Annotated in this window: 14 protein-coding genes; 11 read left to right on the top strand and 3 right to left on the bottom strand. The window is 64.4% G+C overall.

Going from position 1 to position 17,387, the window contains the following annotated elements; genetic code table 11:
• The first annotated feature begins 1 nt into the window (after position 1).
• The 9 genes from tssJ to O1Y97_RS16050 are packed head-to-tail and all read left to right on the top strand — an operon-like array spanning position 2 to position 11,281.
• Entirely contained in the window at positions 2 to 454 is a 453-nt protein-coding gene (gene tssJ / locus O1Y97_RS16090) for a type VI secretion system lipoprotein TssJ (RefSeq protein WP_108608118.1), read from the top strand.
• 40 nt (positions 455 to 494) lie between these two features.
• Complete coding sequence (tssK, locus tag O1Y97_RS16085; RefSeq protein ID WP_318761669.1) at positions 495 to 1,829, top strand: type VI secretion system baseplate subunit TssK; 1,335 nt, start codon at positions 495 to 497, stop codon at positions 1,827 to 1,829.
• A gap of 4 nt (positions 1,830 to 1,833) precedes the next feature.
• Positions 1,834 to 3,153: a type IVB secretion system protein IcmH/DotU gene (gene icmH, locus O1Y97_RS16080; RefSeq protein WP_318761668.1), complete on the top strand. Its 1,320-nt coding sequence runs from the start codon at positions 1,834 to 1,836 to the stop codon at positions 3,151 to 3,153.
• A 3-nt stretch (positions 3,154 to 3,156) separates the two neighbouring features.
• Positions 3,157 to 6,696 (top strand): type VI secretion system membrane subunit TssM, encoded by a 3,540-nt coding sequence (gene tssM, locus O1Y97_RS16075; RefSeq protein WP_318761667.1) that lies wholly within the window; start codon positions 3,157 to 3,159, stop codon positions 6,694 to 6,696.
• Complete coding sequence (gene tagF, locus O1Y97_RS16070; protein ID WP_108608114.1) at positions 6,678 to 7,220, top strand: type VI secretion system-associated protein TagF; 543 nt, start codon at positions 6,678 to 6,680, stop codon at positions 7,218 to 7,220. Before tssM ends, tagF begins: the two co-directional genes overlap by 19 nt.
• Positions 7,220 to 8,332: a DUF2169 family type VI secretion system accessory protein gene (locus tag O1Y97_RS16065; protein ID WP_318761666.1), complete on the top strand. Its 1,113-nt coding sequence runs from the start codon at positions 7,220 to 7,222 to the stop codon at positions 8,330 to 8,332. The genes tagF and O1Y97_RS16065 overlap by 1 nt, the downstream gene beginning before the upstream one ends.
• Entirely contained in the window at positions 8,329 to 9,369 is a 1,041-nt protein-coding gene (locus O1Y97_RS16060) for a beta-ketoacyl synthase N-terminal-like domain-containing protein (protein WP_318761665.1), read from the top strand. Before O1Y97_RS16065 ends, O1Y97_RS16060 begins: the two co-directional genes overlap by 4 nt.
• Positions 9,369 to 10,355, top strand: a complete 987-nt coding sequence (locus O1Y97_RS16055; protein ID WP_318761664.1) for a DUF4150 domain-containing protein — start codon at positions 9,369 to 9,371, stop codon at positions 10,353 to 10,355. Before O1Y97_RS16060 ends, O1Y97_RS16055 begins: the two co-directional genes overlap by 1 nt.
• The gene (locus tag O1Y97_RS16050) at positions 10,352 to 11,281 is read left to right on the top strand and encodes a beta propeller repeat protein (RefSeq protein ID WP_318761663.1); all 930 of its coding nucleotides are present in this window, start codon (positions 10,352 to 10,354) and stop codon (positions 11,279 to 11,281) included. The genes O1Y97_RS16055 and O1Y97_RS16050 overlap by 4 nt, the downstream gene beginning before the upstream one ends.
• Here O1Y97_RS16050 and O1Y97_RS16045 read toward each other — a convergent pair.
• From O1Y97_RS16045 to O1Y97_RS16035, 3 genes are read right to left on the bottom strand one after another with little or no spacing between them, the layout of a single operon-like run.
• The gene (locus tag O1Y97_RS16045) at positions 11,272 to 11,619 is read right to left on the bottom strand and encodes a hypothetical protein (protein WP_318761662.1); all 348 of its coding nucleotides are present in this window, start codon (positions 11,617 to 11,619) and stop codon (positions 11,272 to 11,274) included. The genes O1Y97_RS16050 and O1Y97_RS16045 overlap by 10 nt on opposite strands.
• On the bottom strand, positions 11,619 to 12,044 hold the full coding sequence (locus tag O1Y97_RS16040; RefSeq protein WP_108608108.1) for a DUF6484 domain-containing protein: 426 nt from the start codon (positions 12,042 to 12,044) through the stop codon (positions 11,619 to 11,621). The genes O1Y97_RS16045 and O1Y97_RS16040 overlap by 1 nt, the downstream gene beginning before the upstream one ends.
• Before the next feature lie 11 nt (positions 12,045 to 12,055).
• Complete coding sequence (locus O1Y97_RS16035; RefSeq protein WP_318761661.1) at positions 12,056 to 14,383, bottom strand: type VI secretion system Vgr family protein; 2,328 nt, start codon at positions 14,381 to 14,383, stop codon at positions 12,056 to 12,058.
• Positions 14,384 to 14,585: 202 nt separating this feature from the next.
• Between O1Y97_RS16035 and tagH the strand changes: the two genes are divergently transcribed.
• Together tagH and tssL are read left to right on the top strand one after the other, a co-directional pair.
• Positions 14,586 to 15,704 (top strand): type VI secretion system-associated FHA domain protein TagH, encoded by a 1,119-nt coding sequence (gene tagH / locus O1Y97_RS16030; protein ID WP_183261144.1) that lies wholly within the window; start codon positions 14,586 to 14,588, stop codon positions 15,702 to 15,704.
• Positions 15,705 to 15,870: 166 nt separating this feature from the next.
• Positions 15,871 to 17,382: a type VI secretion system protein TssL, long form gene (gene tssL / locus O1Y97_RS16025; RefSeq protein ID WP_318761660.1), complete on the top strand. Its 1,512-nt coding sequence runs from the start codon at positions 15,871 to 15,873 to the stop codon at positions 17,380 to 17,382.
• Positions 17,383 to 17,387: the final 5 nt, after the last annotated feature.

Genomic DNA, 17,387 nt, shown 5'->3' with positions numbered 1-17,387 from the left:
CATGATAGACCGGCGCGACTTCATACTTGCTCTCGGCGCTACAGGACTGGTTACCGCCTGCCAGAGCGGGCCGCCGAAACCGTCCACAGTCACCGTCAATGTGAGCGGTCAAGCCGGCATGAACCCCGGGCCTGACGGCGGCGACAGGCCTGTGACCGTTCTCGTCATGCGATTGAAGAGCACGGGCAAATTCAACTCGGCCGACTACTTCGCCTTGCAGGGCGACGCAGGTTCCGCTCTTGCCGGCGATTTGCTCGGCTCGGACACACTCTCGGTCGGCCCCGGCCAAGGCGCATCGAAGACGATCACCGTCGAGCCGGAAGCAACCGCGCTCGGCTTCGTCGCCCTGGTCCGCGAACCGACGGGCCGCACCTGGCGAACGACGAAGTCGGTCTCGCCGGGTTCGACGCTGACGATCGCCGTGACCCTCGGCAGCGGAGGCATTTCGGCCTGACCCGGCCCAGAACGGAGTTCGCGATGCAGAGAGTTGCCGCATGACAGATACAAACAGGGTGCTCTGGTCCGAGGGGCTGTTCCTTCGGACCCAGCACTTCCAGCAACAGGACCGGTTCTTCGAAGCGACGGTGCGCGGTTCCCTGCAGGCCGGGCAATTGCACACGTTCGGCTTTCGCGCATTGACGCTCGACCCCGCCTTGCTGGAGGCCGGACAGGTGGCAGTCCTGTCGGCCCGCGGCATCTTTCCCGATGGAACGCCCTTTGCCATCCCCGAAACCATGGACGCGCCGAAGCCGCTGGCCATCACTGCCGACATGGGCGGCGGCCCGGTGCTGATTGCCGTACCCCTGGAGCCGCCGGGCGGCATCGGCTTCGACCCTGCCCATGCCGAGACCAGCGGTGCGCGTTATCGCGGCCGCATCGTCACCGTTCGTGACGCCGTACATGGTGGATCGGACCCCGAGGAGATCGAGATCGCACGGCCGCAAGCGCTGCTTCTCGCCCCCGGCAAGTCGATTGGCGGCTACACTGCGCTGCCGATCACCGAGATAACCGGCGTTCGCGCCGATGGCGGCGTTGCCGTCGACCCCAGCTTCCTGCCGCCGACATTGGCGACCGGTGCCGTGCCCTGGTACGCCCAACTGCTGCAGGAGGTGATCACCGGCCTCGACCAGATTGCCGAGGCACACGCCAAGATGGTGCTCGGCGGCCCCGGACGCAGCGTCGAAGATCTGCTGATGCTCAATCTCGCCAATGCGGCACGCCCGCGCCTGGCGCACATGCTGGCGCAGGACATCTTCCATCCGGCCGATCTTTATCTCGAGCTTGCCGGCCTCGCCGGGTCGATGGCGACCTACGGATCGAACTCGCGCCGCTTGGCCGAACTGCCGATCTACGATCACATGGCCCCGGGGCCGGCCTATTCGGCGCTCGCCGACACGTTGCGTTCGCTGATCCTCAGCCTCCGCTATGTCGAACCCAAGTCGCGGGCGCTGCCCGTCATGCGGCACTCGACCAATGTCTGGAAGGTGCGCATCGACAATCCGAAGCTTCTGGTGGCGAGCCGCATCGTCATCCGCGTCGGCTCCGAACTCTCCGAAGACGCCTTGCGCAAGATCTTCGTCAACCAGGCGACCGTCGGTGCCGCCGGCGAATTCGAAGGCCTGTGGAAGTCGCGCCTGCCCGGCATTCCGCTCAAGCCGCTGCACTCGCAGCCGCGCGAGATCCCCTATGACGGCGACCGTCTTTGCCTTGAGCTTGATCAGAGAAGCGAGCATTGGGCCTCCCTCCTCGACGCACCCGGATTCGTCATCGGCGTTTCGGGCGTGCTGCCGAGCGAGCCGCAGGTCGACTGCTATTCGGTGAACAGGTGATGAGATGAGCCAGGACGATCCTTTCGGCTTGTCGGAGGATCGTGAGCGTACCCGGATACGCATGGTCGGTACGCCGATGCCGCGCGCGCCGATGCCTTTTACCGCAGCGCCGCTGCAGCGGGCCCGCGCCCACCCCAATAAGCTGGTCAATGCGTTTTCGGCCCTGCTGGAATTCGCGCCCGAACTCGAAAACGCCCTGCCGCCGGAAAACCCCGAAGTGCTGCGCACGCGGCTTCTGGAAGAGCTGGTCCGTGCACGCGACACAGCCGTTGCCAGCGGATCGTCGCTCGAACGGGCCGACCAGGCTGCCTGGTCTGTCGCTGCCTTACTCGACGACCTGGCCCTGAACACGCCCTGGGGCGGCGCCAGCATCTGGCCGCGCCAGCCGCTCGTCGTCATGCTGCGCGGCGATGTCGATGCCGGCGCGCAATTCTTCTCGCGCCTGGAGGAACTCGAGCGCCATCCCAACCGCGACCAGGAAATGCTGGAGCTGCAGTACTACTGCATGGCACTCGGCTTCCGGGGCAAATATCGCGTGCCCGGACGCGCCGGCGACCGCTCGCTGAGTGCCGTGCGCGTCGCCGCTGCCCGCTTCCTTCGCAATGCCGATGCCGAGGATGCCTCGCTGTCGCCCAACTGGCGCGGCGTCGTCGCGTCCGACGAGCCGCCGCGCTTCACTGTTCCACTGTGGGTGATGGCGGTCATCGCCGCCGTGCTGGCTACGGCCATCTATGTCGGTCTATCGATGTCATTGAGCAACCAGGCGACGCAACTGACCACGCTGGTTCGCGCCCTTCCGCCGGCCGATCGCGCCGAGCTGTTGCGCACCGCGCCGCAAGCCGAGGCCCCACCGGTCGAGACCGTCGACTTCGCGCTGTTGCCGGAATTTGCCGCCGCCGCACCGGAAGGGCTGCGCCCGGCACTGAAGGGGGCCGAAAGCGTGTCGCTGGCCCGCCTCGTCATCCAGGCCAGCAATCCGGAACTGTTCCAGTCGTCGCGTGCGGAACTGACTGACGGTTTCCAGCCCCTCATCGTATCGATCGCCAGAGTCATCCTCGAAAACCAGGAGCTGATCGGCAACATCACCGTGGTCGGCCACACCGACGGCATCCCGCTGCAGCGTACCAACCCGTTGTCGACCAACCAGCGCCTGTCGGAGGCCCGCGCTGCGACGATCGCCGATATCCTCGTCCAGAACGGCGTGCCGCGCGAGCGCGTGCGCTCGGAAGGCCGCGCCGCCACCGACCCGGTCGCCGACGACGGCACCCGCGAAGGGCGCGCGCTCAATCGCCGTGTCGAAGTGCTGGTCGAAAAGTGGCTGTGACAGATGTTCATCCTGCGCTTCCTCTGGGCAGTACTGACATCGCGGTGGCTCTGGACCTTGATCGGCCTGACGCTGCTGTCGCTGATCATCTGGGTTTTCGGCCCGATCGTGGCGGTCGGCCAGAGCACGCCCTTTGCGTCCGAGACCGTGCGCATGGCGATGATCGCCGGCCTGGTCATCCTCTGGCTCATCTGGCTGATCTTGGCCCAGCGCAGGGCCATCCGCGCCAACCGGGTGTTTGTCGCCGAGATCGCCGCCCCGGCGATCGAAAAGCCGCTCACCCCGGGCGAGCAAAGCGTTGCGGCGGTCGGCGCCAAGTTCCAGGGGCTGATGGACGAGTTGAAGCGCCGCAAGCTCGGCGGGCGCAAGTTCCTGCGCGAGATGCCGTGGTACGTCATCGTCGGGCCGCCTGCCACCGGCAAGACGACGGCGCTGCGCCAGTCTGGCCTCAACTTCCCGATCGACCTGACTGACGACATCCAGGGCGTCGGCGGCACCCGCAACTGCGACTGGTTCTTCTCCGAACACGCTGTGCTCATCGATACCGCCGGCCGCTACGTCCAGCAGGAAAGCCAGCCCGACGTTGATGCCGCCGAATGGCTGGGCTTCCTCGACCTTTTGAAACGACATCGTGGGAGGCGGGCGCTCAACGGCGTCATCGTCGCGCTTTCGATCGATGCACTTTCCGAGGGCGACGAAGCCATCAAGGCGCATGGCCGCAAGATCCGCCGCCGCCTCGCCGAACTCAACGAACGCCTGGAAATCCGCTTGCCGGTCTATCTGATGTTGACCAAGGCGGACCTGATCAAGGGCTTCGAGCCATTCTTCGGCGGTCTCTCCACCTCCGCCCGCGAACAGGTCTGGGGCACGACATTCGCACCCGACGCGCGCGTCGACGGCAAGATGGTGGCCAGCGAGATCTCGCTTTTGGCGACCGAACTCGAGAAACGGCTTGTTCCGCGCCTCGAAGATGAAGACGCCCTCGCCGCCCGGGCCGAGATCTTCCGCTTCCCGGCGCAGGTCGAAAGCCTGTCCGAGCCCGTCCGGCTGCTGGTCGAACATATCTTCGGCGAGAGCCGCTACGAAGACAGCGCCTGGCTGCGCGGCGTCTACCTGACATCGGCAACTCAGGAAGGCGCGCCGATCGACCGGCTGACCGCTGCACTGTCCTCGTCGTTCGGCTTGCCGCCACGGCGGGCGATGGCCTCGCCGCGGGTTGAAAAGCGCAGCTTCTTCCTCAAGAACCTGCTCACCGAAGTCGTGTTCAAGGAAGCCGGCCTCGGCATGTTCGATCCGGTGGCGCAACGTCGCCGCACCTGGATCTGGCGCGCGGCGGCCGCTGCGTCAGGAGCAGCCGTGCTCTTGGCAGGCGCGCTCTTCGGCCTGTCCTACTACGACAACCGCAACGCCATCGCCGCACAGGCGGGGCAGCTCGAGGCTTTGCAGGCGCCGCTCGCCCCCTTGGCTGCCAGGCCGGCGCCCGTAGACGCGCCAGACATCGACGTCGCGCTCGCTGCGGTCACGGAGGTGGCGAATGCCCGCACAGCACCGCCAAGCGGTGTGCGCGACCTGCTCGGCCCGACGGCATCGCCTGAGCTGCTGCGGGCGCAGGCCGACACATACAACCACGCGCTGCGCAACATCCTCGAACCGCGCATGGTGGCATTGCTCGAAACGACGATGTGGCGCCAGGTCCGCGATCCCGAATTCATGCTGGGTGCGCTCAAGACCTACCGCATGATGACCGGGCTGTCGCAGATGGACCCCGACTTTGTGCAAGCCTGGTGGGTGAACGACCTCCCCGAATTCGCGCCTGTGGCGCCCTTCCCGACACCGGATGCCGAAGAGCACCAGCTCGCCGCCATCCGTCGCATGACGGTCGATGCGAGCTACGTCGCGCCCGATCCGGCGCTGGTCGCGGAAGCGCTTAAGAGCGTCTGCACAATCTCCCTGCCGGCGCGCGCCTACAAGCAACTGCTGGCCGACCCCGCAGTCTCCGAACTGAAAGAGTGGATTCCGGCAAATTTCGCCGGCCCGAACGGCTCCAAGGTATTTGCCCGGCGTTCGGACAAGACGATGCGGGTCGGCATTTCGGGCGCATTCACCTATGCCGGCTTCCACGACGTCATCCTCGACCGGCTGGAAGAGGTCGCCGCCCAGGCGGCGCTCGATCGTGCTGTCTTTGCCGGCGGCTGCGAGGAAAATTCCGAAACCTCGGTGTCCGCGCTGTCGGAGGACATCCTCAAGCTCTACTACGAGGATTTCATCGCCCAGTGGGACAGCCTGCTGCGCGATATCCGTCTGGCGCCCCTGACCGACCTCAACGTTGCCAGCGAAAACCTCAAGGATCTCTCCAGCGCCGATTCAGCGCTGAAGCGCCTCGTCACGGCGGTGGTCCACGAAACCGACCTCGTGCGATCGGACGAGGAGCCTGCGGGCGACAACAAGGCCGCGGCCAAGGGCGCCAACAAGCTGCTCAGCAAGCTCGGCAAGGTCGGCAAGCTCGCCAAGGCAGGTGCCAAGCTATTGCCGCGTGCCGGCTCGGCTGCCGAAGTCGACATGACCGGCACGCTCGTCGCCGAGCATTTCAAGCCGCTCAAGGGCGCCGTCGCCGAGGTGGACGGCCAGCCGCCTATGCTCGATGCGGCCGTCGTCGCGCTTACCGCGCTTTCCAACGTGCTGCAGACAGTCACCGCCAATCCCGACCCGCAGGATGCCATCAAGAAACAGGGTGGCCTTGCCGAACTGACGGGTGCCGTCGCGCGCCAGGCGCAGATCCTGCCCGATCCCATCGACGACTGGCTCGGCGGCATCGCCGGCGACACCAGCGGCCTGACCGAAAAGGCGGTCACCTCCGAGCTCAACGCCATCTGGCGTGCCGACATCCTGCCGTTCTGCCAGGCGGCGCTGACCGACCGCTACCCCTTCAGCCCGCAAAGCGCCGTCGACGTCAACGTCCGCGACTTCGCCCGCCTGTTCGGTCCCGGCGGGCTGATCGACGCCTTCACCAATGATCATCTGATCAGCTATGTCGACACCGCCAAGCAGCCCTGGACCTGGCGGGCCGATTTCGGCCTCGACGCTTCCGCGCTCGCCGCCTTCGAGCAGGCGCGGCGCATCCGCGACGACCTGTTCCCCGGTGGCACGGGACCGCTGATGAGCTTCACGCTCGAGCCCAAGGATTTGTCACCCACCGTCACCCGGGTGACGCTCAACCTCGATGGCCAGAGCCTTGTCTACTTCAACAACGCCACCCGCCCACAGCCGATGACCTGGCCGGGCAAGGATGGCACCGGAACGATTTCGCTTGCCTTCCAGCCGATCGACGGCTCGCCCGAGGTCATCGTCAACGAAACCGGCAGCTGGGCCTGGCTCAGGCTGCTCACCAAGGGCCGCTTCACCGGCACGGCCCTTTCCGACGTCTACAATCTGCGCCTGGGCGCCAAGAACTTCTATGCCGACTTCGAGCTCAAGGCGGCAAGCGTGGAGAATCCCTACAACCTCCAGATGTTCAAGAGGTTCACGTGCCCGTCGAACATCTAGGCACCGGCTTCTACGGCAAGATCCCGGCGACCGGCGACTTTGTCGGCCGGGGCCTTCCGGTCGACTTCGTGCGCGCATGGGACCGCTGGGTCGCAAGCCATCTGGCGCCACTGCAATCGTCAGGTCTCTGGCCCGACGAAGTTGCCCTCCGCTTCCTGCTCGGCAGCAATGCCAACGGTCCGATGGCCGGCATCGTCGTGCCAAGTGGCGACCGCGCCGGCCGCAGCTTTCCGTTGACTGTCGCCGCCCCGCCATCTGCCACCCTGACCGGCTTGGCCATCTCTGCGTCGGACTGGTTCGACGATGTCGAAGCTGTGGCCGAGGCAGCGCGCCATGGCGCAGTCGGTGCCGACGAGTTTGCCCGCGAACTCGCCGGGCTGCCCTTCCCGCCGGCCGAACCCGACGGCGAAGTCGTTCTCGGCATGCTGCTCTGGACGAGAATTTGCGTGCCGATGGAGGTCGACCCGGCAGAGCCGCGCGCGGTATTGGACCGGCTGCTCGCCGCCAGTTGGGAGACCAACTGATGCAGATCTGGAACCAGACCGGCTTCGTGCACGAATTCACCATGGGCATGGACAAGGACGCCCGCGAATACATCGTCGTGGTGGTCAAGGGCACGTTCGATTTTCCGGACACCCCAGGCGGGCCGGTGCGCAAGTCGGCCGAGCAGGTGCCGCTTGTCATGGCCGACATCCTCACCGGCGCACCCGGCTATTCGGCCACGCTGTGGGAAACCGACTTCGCCTTCCGCAAGCCGCGCTGCGACGTGATCGCCAATGGCTGCGCCTACGCGCCCGGCGGCCGCCCGGCCGAACGTGTACCGGTAGGCATCAAGCTCGGCGCCTGGCAAAAGCTCTTCGAGGTGGTCGGCACCCGCGAATGGCGCGCGCGCGGGCCGCTGTTCATGGCAACCGCACCGCAGCCGTTTCTCCGCCAGCACTTTTCCTATGACACCGCCTGGGGCGGTACCGACCGCCTCGACCCCGAGGACAAGCTGCCTGCGAGCTACACGCACAATCCCGTAGGCACCGGCTGGGCGCGCACCCGTAACCAAAATTTGATCCCCGGCCTCAGGCTGCCGAACACGCAAGCCATCGGCGAAGACATCGCTTCGCCGTTCGGCGAATACAAGCCGATGAGCTTCGGCCCGATGGGGCGCGGCTGGCCGGGCCGCATCGAATATGGCGGCACTTACGACGACAACTGGGCAAAGAACATCTTCCCGTTCCTGCCACCGGATTTCGACGAACGCTACTTCCAGATGGCTCCCCCCGACCAGCAGGTCGATGCGCCGAAAGGCGGCGAGGAGGTGGTGCTCGTCAACCTGACGCCCGAGGGCAAGACCTGGTTCACTCTTCCACAGACTGCCCTGCCGATGACGATCTTCCGCGACGGCGACAAGGTGCTTGAACGCGCGATCTTGCCCGACACATTGCTGTTCGATCCCGAGAACCGGCGCCTGTCGATGGTGTGGCGGGCAGATGTGCGGATACTGAAGATCATCACGGAGTTCGAGGAGGCCTGGATAGGCCCGCCAACCGAAACGATGCTCAGGGCCCGGAAGCAGGGCAAGGAGTATGTTCGAGACGTGGCGACGCAGAAGGAATTCATGGACGACGAACAGGATGCCGCATGACAGCCGAGCTCGCCATTCTCGCCTGCGGAATGGTCACGGCCGTCGGTCTCGATGCCCCTTCCGCCTGCGCTGCGATGCGGGCACGTCTTGACGGATTCCAGGAGACGCGCTTCCAATCCGGACCCGACGAGCCTGTGGTCGGCGCTCCGGTTCCCATCACCCACGAAATGCTGGGCGAAAGGCGCATGGCCTATATGGCGGCGGCAGCGATACGCGAATGCCTGGATGCCCTGCCTGAGGCACGCGCTGCGGCAACACATCTGATCCTTTGCGTCGCCGAAGCGGACCGCCCAGGCAGCCCCGTAGGAGACAATGCGCGGCTCGCGCAGCGAATTGGCGCCCTGCTGGCTAGGCCAGCCAACGGCCCCACGCGCGTCATCAGTGAGGGAAGGCCCTCGGGGCACGCAGCATTGCGAACCGCGGCCCGGTTGCTGGCGAATGGAGAGGCCGAGTATGTCGTCATTGCAGGCGTGGACAGCTACCTCACCTCTGGGACGATCACGCATTTCCTGGGAGAGAACCGTCTGCTGACGCCGGACAACGCCAATGGCTTCATCCCCGGAGAGGCAGCGGCAGCCATCCTCTGTGGCGCGGCGAAGCGTGGCGCCTTTCAGCTCGCCGGGCTCGGGCTCAGCCGCGAACCGGCCTTCATCTACAATGGCCTCGACGAAGAAGGCGCGCACCTCCCCTTGCGCGGCGACGGCATGACGGCCGCATATCGGGACGCACTGTCGGAATGCGGAATCGAGATGGCTGGGCTCGGCTACAGGATCGCCGACCTGATCGGAGAGCAGTACTGGTTCAAGCAATCGGCACTCGCCTCGATCCGGCTGGTTCGCGGCGCACATGGCTTCCAAGACGTCTGGTCCCCGGCCGAGTCGCTCGGCAATGTCGGAGCGGCCGTCGTGCCGGTCATGATCGCCATGGCGATGACGGCCGCCGCCAAGGGATATTCGGGCGGCACCCCGGTGCTGGTCGAGGCCTCCAGCGACAGCGGCGCCTGTGGCGCAGCGGTCTTCTCGGCGCGTGTGCAGTGATGGCGAACGTTTACGCCAACGGGTTGGAGATTTCCGGCAAGGGCAGCGACGGAAAGACCATAGCTGCGTTCCCCGACACCTGCTTCACCCCTCCCCAGACGCCGGCGACGCCGCCGGGCGTACCCATCCCCTACCCCAGCTTCGGCATGTCGGGCGATACCGACGAGGGCACTGGCACGGTCAAGATCGCCGGCAAGACCGTCAACATCAAAAACAAGTCGTACCTGTCGAAGACGACCGGTACTGAGGCCGGCTGTGCCCCGAAAAAGAACATCATCACGTCGAAAAACACCGGAAAGGAGTATTTCCATTCCTGGTCGAGCGACGTGAAGTTCGACGGCGAGCCGGTCATCCGCTTCACCGACATGGCGACCAACGATCACGCCTCGCCACAGGCGGGAACACCGCCTTGGGTTCACGTGCTCAAGATGAATGTCGGCGGGATAACCTGCGGCAAGCTTCTCAAGAAGATGAACCTGCGACTGCATCCTCACAACAAGAAGAAATGTCCGAAGGGGTATCAGTCGGAGCACTATGTCGGAAATGAATATTTCCAGGCCGACCGCGCGAGCAATACATCCTATGATCAGTGGAAGGAATACAGCGTACACAGGGCGCCCTGCGTCTGCATCCGCTCGATGAAGCACAAGAAGGGTGGCGGGTTCCAGGAAACCGGCAAGGGCAGCCGAAAAGACACCCCGCACGACACCAAGACCAAGGCTGTCAACGACTACAACGAAAAGCGCATGGCTCAGACGGGCAGATCACCCAAGCTGCGCGGCGCCGTCGCCAAGGGCACCAAGTCGATCGCCGAGCAACACAAGGAGTGCAAGGACGCAAGTCCCGCCACGCAAGATAAGGTCGCCAAGTGCCTGTCGATGGTCTTCATGGCCTATATGCAGAGTGTCGTCGGCCCACCGCCTCCTGAGAAGACCATGGAGGAACTGAATGAAATGCGGACCATGCGGCATAGGACGGTCAAATGACGGGGCAAAAGGACATCGAACAGATCCCGCCTGATCAAATCTACCTTGAGGCGATGCGGGCGTTCCACGTCGGCGGCACACAGTTTGGAGTGTCAGTCGAGTTGAGCGACGAGTACAGGGAGCGTGGACGCTCTTACCTGCTGCTGGTCGATTTCAATGGCAGCCAGGCGCGGTTCGACATCGTGCTGCAACTGGAAAACCAGATGCTGTCGCATATCAGCACCTCGCCACGGGATCATGTTCTGCTGGAGGTGGGCGGCCTCACCCACTTCCTGCGAGGCACGGCGCACACCACCGCGCGGGCGCCGGAACCGTTCTTCCACAAATTGTTCCTGCCGCCGGGCGGACCTTTGTTCACTTATGGCGAGGACGGTTGCGTCTGTCGGTTCGAGGCAGGCGAGTGGCATCCGATCAAGCCTCTGGTGTCAGCGTTCCTGAGGACGATGCACGGGCCATCCGCCTCGCAGCTTCACGTCGCGGGTGACCACGGCACGCTATTACGCTTGGTGGGCGACAGCTGGCGCCAGATCCCGCTCGATTTCAATCGTTCCATTCAGGCCATCCATGTGTCCGGCGACGGCACGGTCAGCATCGGCTGCGAAGACGGCTTTTGCTTCGAGTACCGCGACAGCGAATTGAAGCAGATGAAGACGCCCAACAGCGACTTCATGTCGATCTGCGACTTCCAGGGCGCACGCTACTGGGGCGACAACGATTTCGGGCTTTTCGTTCAGGACGACCGAAAGCTGAAGAAGTTCCGGGCTCTAGGGTTTGCCTATGCGATGCAACCGTCGGACGAACTGCTCGTCGTCACCGGATGGAAGGAGGTCTTTGCTTTTGACGGCAGCACCTGGTCGGGGTTCGAGTTCGGCTACGATGGCCATCTCTATATCCAGGCGATCGACATGACCAAACGCTATCTCTGACGTACTGCCCTGTTCGCCGCGAGGTATTCCCTGACCTTTTCCAGTTCCAGTTCTCCCACGCGGATCGGTCGTTTCGTGTCGAGCATCCTGACGACGAACAGTTCCCCCGCCTCGGGATATTCCGCGTAACGTTCCTGCGCTATTTCGCGCCCGACCTCCCCAGCCACGCGCAACCCGTCGAGATGCGCTTCCAGGCGTTCGACAAGCCGCGCCAGGCGAACCTCGTCCATGTCGGGATTTTCGTCCGGATGCAGCAGGTGATGATCGTAGACGGTCCACAGGAACGCCGCCATTTCGGCGTGCTGTCTTACGATCTCTCGCAGCACCGGCGCTGGCATCAGTTCAGATTGACCGAGCCGCCGCGGATGCGGTTGGCGGCGCTGGCGTGGCTGGTGACATAGGTGCCACGAATGGTGATGTGGCCATCCTTCTCCATGATGATCGTGGCCTTGCCGCAGCGCAGTTCCAGGCGTTCCTCGGCGACGATCCTGACCAGTTCGCCGTCGCGGATGACCTGCGGCGCCTGTGCCTTGCGGGCTGGGTCGACGATGCGCCCGACGATGAGCGGCCGGCCGACATTCCCGTCCTCGAACAAAAGCGCCACTTCGGCACCGATCATGTCCGAACTCATAGCGGTCAGGCTGCGCGCCCGCACCGCCGTTTCCTTGGCATTGCCCGGGAACACGACGAGCGGCGCCTCCCCGTCGAAGCCGAGGAACATGCCGATCACAACCCCGTCGATGCGCTTCGCGATCCTTGTCATCCAACCCGCCCTCAATTCTGCTTGATCTGCGAACCCTTCATGGTGATGTCGCTCGATGCCTTGACGTTGATCTTGCCCGAGCCCAGGACGGTGATGTCCTTGCCTTCGATGTTGATGGTGCCGTCCTTTTTCATCGAGATGGCAGCCGAGCCGCATTTGATGAGAATGGAGTCGCCGGCCTCGATCAGAAGGTCCTTGCCGACCTTGATGGCAGCTCCTTCGGCGACCTGAACCAGGCTGCCCTTGGCAATTTTCAGCGCACGATCGCCGCCGACCTCGGTGGTGTCGCCATCGGCAATCTTGGTGCTGCGCGCCTTGCCGATGGTCGTCGACTTCGCGCCGCCGACCTCGAATGTCTGGTCGGCACTGATCTGCACGGTCTGATTTGCGGCGACCTGCCAGCTGTCGTCGGCACCGATGGAATGACTCTGCGCTGCGCCCACGCTCACCGAGCGGCTGGCGCCTATCGTGTTCGATTGGGCTGCTCCGACCGTGCGCGTCTCGCTGGCCCCGACTGTGTCGACGCGCGCAGCCCCGACCGTGATCGCCTGCGCGATGGCCACCGTCTGCGCATGATTGGCGCCGATTGTCTCGGTCGAATTCAAGCCGATGCCGATGGTCTCGTTGGATCCCACCGTCAGCGATCGATTGGAACCCACCGTCTCGGTGTCGTTCGATCCGATATCGGTCTTCTGGTCGACGCCGACCTTGACCGTCTTGTTGTTGCCGACGTCCTCATCCAGATTGTGGCCGACGGAATGCTTGGCGTCGTGATCGATGCGGTCGGACTGGTCGTGCTGCACGAGCTTCGTTCGATCGTTCTTGATCAGAAGGTTGTGGTCCTTCTGCGCCTGGAAATTGACCAGCTCGGAACCGGCCTTGTCCTCGAACATCAGCTCGTTGTAGCCGCCGCCGCCCTTTGAAGAGTCCGATTTCCAGCCCGATTGCGTCGCATTGCCCGGCAATCCGTAGGGCGGCATCTGGGAGGCGTTGTAGACCCGTCCGGTGATGATCGGCAGGTCGGGATCGCCTTCGATGAAATCGATGATCACCTCCTGGCCGATGCGCGGGATTTGGATGAACCCCCATCCGCTGCCGGCCCAGGTCTGCGACACCCGCACGAAGCAGGAGCTGTTCTGGTCCTTCTTGCCCAGGCGGTCCCAGTGGAACTGCACCTTCACCCGGGCATATTCGTCGGTGAAGATTTCCTCGCCCGACGGCCCGACAACCGTCGCCGTCTGCGGCCCGCGCATGATCGGCCGAGGCGTGATGCGCGGCGGACGGTAGGGCAGGCTTGTCGGCGCCACGCCCAGAACCACGGTGAAGTTGTCGCCTTCCGTCTTGATCCCGGTGTGATAGCTCGGGTCGAAGATCCGGTACTCGACGCTCAGCACCAGATATTCCTGGTTCTGGTCCTCGCGCGGAAAGCCGTCGAGCTTGAAGGTGCAGCCCGAAAAGAGACCTCGCACCGTGCCCGCAGCTGCGATGCGCTGGTGCACCGCCTGCAATTCCTCGCGGCGCACCGCAGCAATGCTGTCGCCGCGCCCGACATCCAGATGCGTGCCCGGCTGGCGGTAGTTCTCGCCGTCCGCGAGTTTGTGCCCGAAGGCCTGTTCGGACTTGGCCATCAGGTCGGCGCCGGGTTTCTTGAAATCGTAGTCGGTGTGGGCGTAGGCGCCGGGACGTACCGAACTCCCGGGAATCCATTCGGTGATGTATTCGACGTCGCGCCGGGTGCCCTGCCCTTCGAAATGATACGGCACCTTCTCATAGCCCTTCGGCGGCTTGAGCTTGTTCATGGCGTCGGCAAGGATCAGCTTGTGCTCGCCGTCGTCGTGCTCGAAGAAATACATGACACCTTCGTGCTCGAGCAGTCGCTGCACGAAATCGAGATCAGTTTCGTCATATTGCACGCAATAGTCGCGCGGCGGATACGATCCTTGCAGCCGCTTGTCGAATTTGGCCGCGCCATACTTCGAGAAGATCTTCTCGACGATCTCGATGATGCTCATGTTCTGGAAGATGCGGCAGTCGGTTGTATTGCCGAGAAACCACAGCCACGGACGGATGGTTGCCTCGTAATAGGCGAGCCGGTCCTCGATCCGTGTCAGGCGGAAATCCGAAACCAGCCCGCTGAACCAGCGTTTCGGATCGGACTCGCCTTCGATCGACACGGCGCCACCGAGCATCTTCAGCGGATCGATCTCCGCGTCGCTGCTTACGAAGCCCACGGAATAGGAAAAACAGCGGCTGACCTCGTCGCGACCGACGAGATGGGTGAAAGTCAGCGTATCGCCGCCAAGGGGAGTCCGGACCACTGTCGCGCGATCGTTAGCCATGGCGTCGTGCCTCTCCGGGGACGGCCGGACTTCAACTTCGAAGCTTAGCACAAGTTTTTCGGCCGGCCAAAGCGGGCACTTGGAACGGGCGCGACCGACGGCTTCGAAATGCCCCTGTGCCGTTGTCGCCGCAAACTGCTAGAATAAAAGGGTGAATTGGAACGAGGCTGCAGGAAACAGTCGAGTTGGCGGGCAATTTCGGATGTTCATCAGTCTGACCATCGAGAATGTCGACAGGCTGCCCAACGGCGGACCGCTGAGCTATAGCTCCGATGGTCGCAGCTTCGCGATCGGCCGTGAAAATCGCGACTGGAACCTGCCCGATCCCAATCTTTTCATTTCCGGCCTGCATTGCGAGGTCCGCTACGACAGGGGCACGTTCTGGCTCTACGACGTGTCGCGCAACGGAACCTTCGTCAACGGATCGGACCAGCGCCTTTCCGATCCTCATCCGCTCAGCCACGGCGACCGCATCTGGATCGGCCGTTACATCGTCGCCGTATCCATCGAGGAAGGCGTCGCACGCGCTAGCGGCAACGAATGGGGCGACTGGGGCGCTCCGCCGCCCCAGCGGGAAGATCCCGGCTATCCCGCCCGGCAGCCTTCACAGTCCGGCGACCCGTTTTTCGCCGACACGGCCAATGGTCAGGGAGCGGCTGGCATCGCCGTCCAGCCCGCCCGGCAGCCGCGGTCCCAGTCCCGAGCACCTGTCCAGCAGGTCGTCCAGCCGCCTGTCCATGCTCCCCAGATCGACGCCAGTGAACTGCTTCGGCTGATTGCCGCCGGCGCCGGCGTCTCGCCCGAGGTCTTCCTGCAGCGCGACGCGAAGGATGTCGCCGCCGAGGTCGGCGCGGTGCTGCGTGCCGTGGTCGACGAACTTGCCCTGCTGCTCAAGGCACGCGCCGCCGCGAAGGCCCTGGCCAAGAGCAGCCAGCGCACCATGATCGGCGGCGTCGACAACAATCCGCTGAAGTTCGTCCCGCGCTCGGAAGAAATCCTCGAGATCATGTTCGCCCAGCGCCGCTCCGGCTACCTCGACGCCAAGCATAGCGTCGAGGAGGCATTTCGCGACCTCAAGACCCATGAACTCGCCACCTATGCGGCGATGCAGGCAGCCCTCGCCCGCCTGCTTTCCGAGCTGTCTCCCGACGCGATCGAGCGGAAGGTTCCCGGCTCGTCATTCGTGTCCAAGAAGAGCCGCGCCTGGGATTTGTTCGTCGCCACATGGGAAGCCAGGGAGCAGGCGCACGAGAACGGCATGCTCGACGTGTTCCTCGCCTATTTCAGCGAGGCCTATGCCAAGTCCGCCGGCAAGAAGTAGGCGTCCGGCATTCAGCCGCCGTTGACCTTGCTCCTGGCGCCCGGTTCCCATCGGCGGGCCCTTGCACTACCATGCCTCCGAGAGTTGGCCAGTCAAGCGATGCTGCTTGACAGGAGGCGCCTGCCGGCATGCGGGCGGGCGCCGCGCGAACCACGGGTGATCGGCGATGAGTTCGAAGGACGATCCTTCCGGCTCCGACGGCAGAACCGTTATTCGCGGATCGCCGCGCCGCGCGCCAAGGCCGGATCAGCCCGGCTCCGCTCCCAACCCGACGATCATCTACACTGCGGACGCCGACCCCCCTGCCGGTACGGTGATCTATCAGGGCGTGCCGTTCGGCGATCAGAAACCGGACACGGCGCGACATGACGCAAAGCAGGAGAAACCGCCGGCGCGATCGGGCATCTCCCAGGACGCGCTGATCGATGCCGTGGACAGTCTCCGGTTTGTCGCCTCGAACCCCATCATGGCGGCTGCGGCACCGCTGCTGATGTTGCTCGGCCATCTCCGATCGACGAGCATCGAGGTCGATGCGGTTGCGTTGGCCCAGCATGTCGCAACATGCATCGACGAGTTCGAATGGAAAGCAACTGATGCAGGCGTCGCCGAAGAGGACGTCCACATCGCCAGATACGCGCTTTGCGAAACCGCCGACGATGTCATCGCCAACCTGCCCGGGATCGGCCAGGAAGGCTGGGCACCACACAGCCTGTTGAAGCAATATTATGGCATTGAGGCTCCGGGAAACGGTTTCTTCGAGGCTCTCAATTCGGTCCTGGCCGACCCGGCGGAGCGCTGCGACCTGCTCGAGCTCATGCACGCCTGCCTGTCGCTCGGCTTCCAGGGACCTTTCCGCAGCGCCGCAGGCGAAGCCGACGGCCTGGAGACCGTCCGCCAGGACGTCTACGCCGCATTGCGCTACTTCAGGCCGCGCTCCGACGACGATGTTTCTCCGCACTGGCAAGGCATGGCTGCCATGGCGGGAAAACGTCCGACCCGGCTCCCGCTTTGGGTGGTTGCTGCTGCCGGCATCGCGTTGGTCACCGGCGCGTTCTTCTGGATGCGCGGCGACATCACCAGCCAGGGCGAGGCGCTCGCCGCCAAGCTCCTGGCTCTTACGCCTACGACGCAGGTCGCCATCCAGCGCACGGATTTCGTGCCGATGGCCGAAGAGCCGCAACCAGTCGCGCCAGCCGCGCCGGTGGCCCCCGTAGCGCCGGTGGCGACGGGTGCGCAAATCGAACGCATCCGTTCGGCGCTTGCACAAGACATGCAGAGCGGCGTCCTGAGCGTCGAGGTCAAGGGCGTGTACATTGCCGTCGAGATCAACAGTGCGCTGCTCTTCGACACCGGCAAGGCCGAAACGAAGCCGGAATTCACTCCGCTGGCGGGCCGCATTGCGGCTGTGCTGGCGGCCGAACCAGGCGCCATCAGGGTCGTCGGCCACACCGACAACGTCAAGCCGCGCCAGTCGGGCACGTTCAAGTCCAACTACGACCTTTCGGTTGCTCGTGCCGAGGCGGTGGCCAAGGCGCTGGCGCCAGGACTTGGCGACGCATCGCGGCTCACCCCCGAGGGCAAAGGCGAGGATCAGCCAATCGCCGACAACGCCACCCCGGACGGACGGGCAATGAACCGCCGCGTCGACATCATGCTCCGGCGCGAGGAGACGCCATGAACGGC

The organism is Aminobacter niigataensis (assembly GCF_946995915.1).
In the GTDB taxonomy this organism is placed as follows: domain Bacteria; phylum Pseudomonadota; class Alphaproteobacteria; order Rhizobiales; family Rhizobiaceae; genus Aminobacter; species Aminobacter niigataensis.
This window is presented reverse-complemented; position numbering and strand designations above follow the sequence as displayed.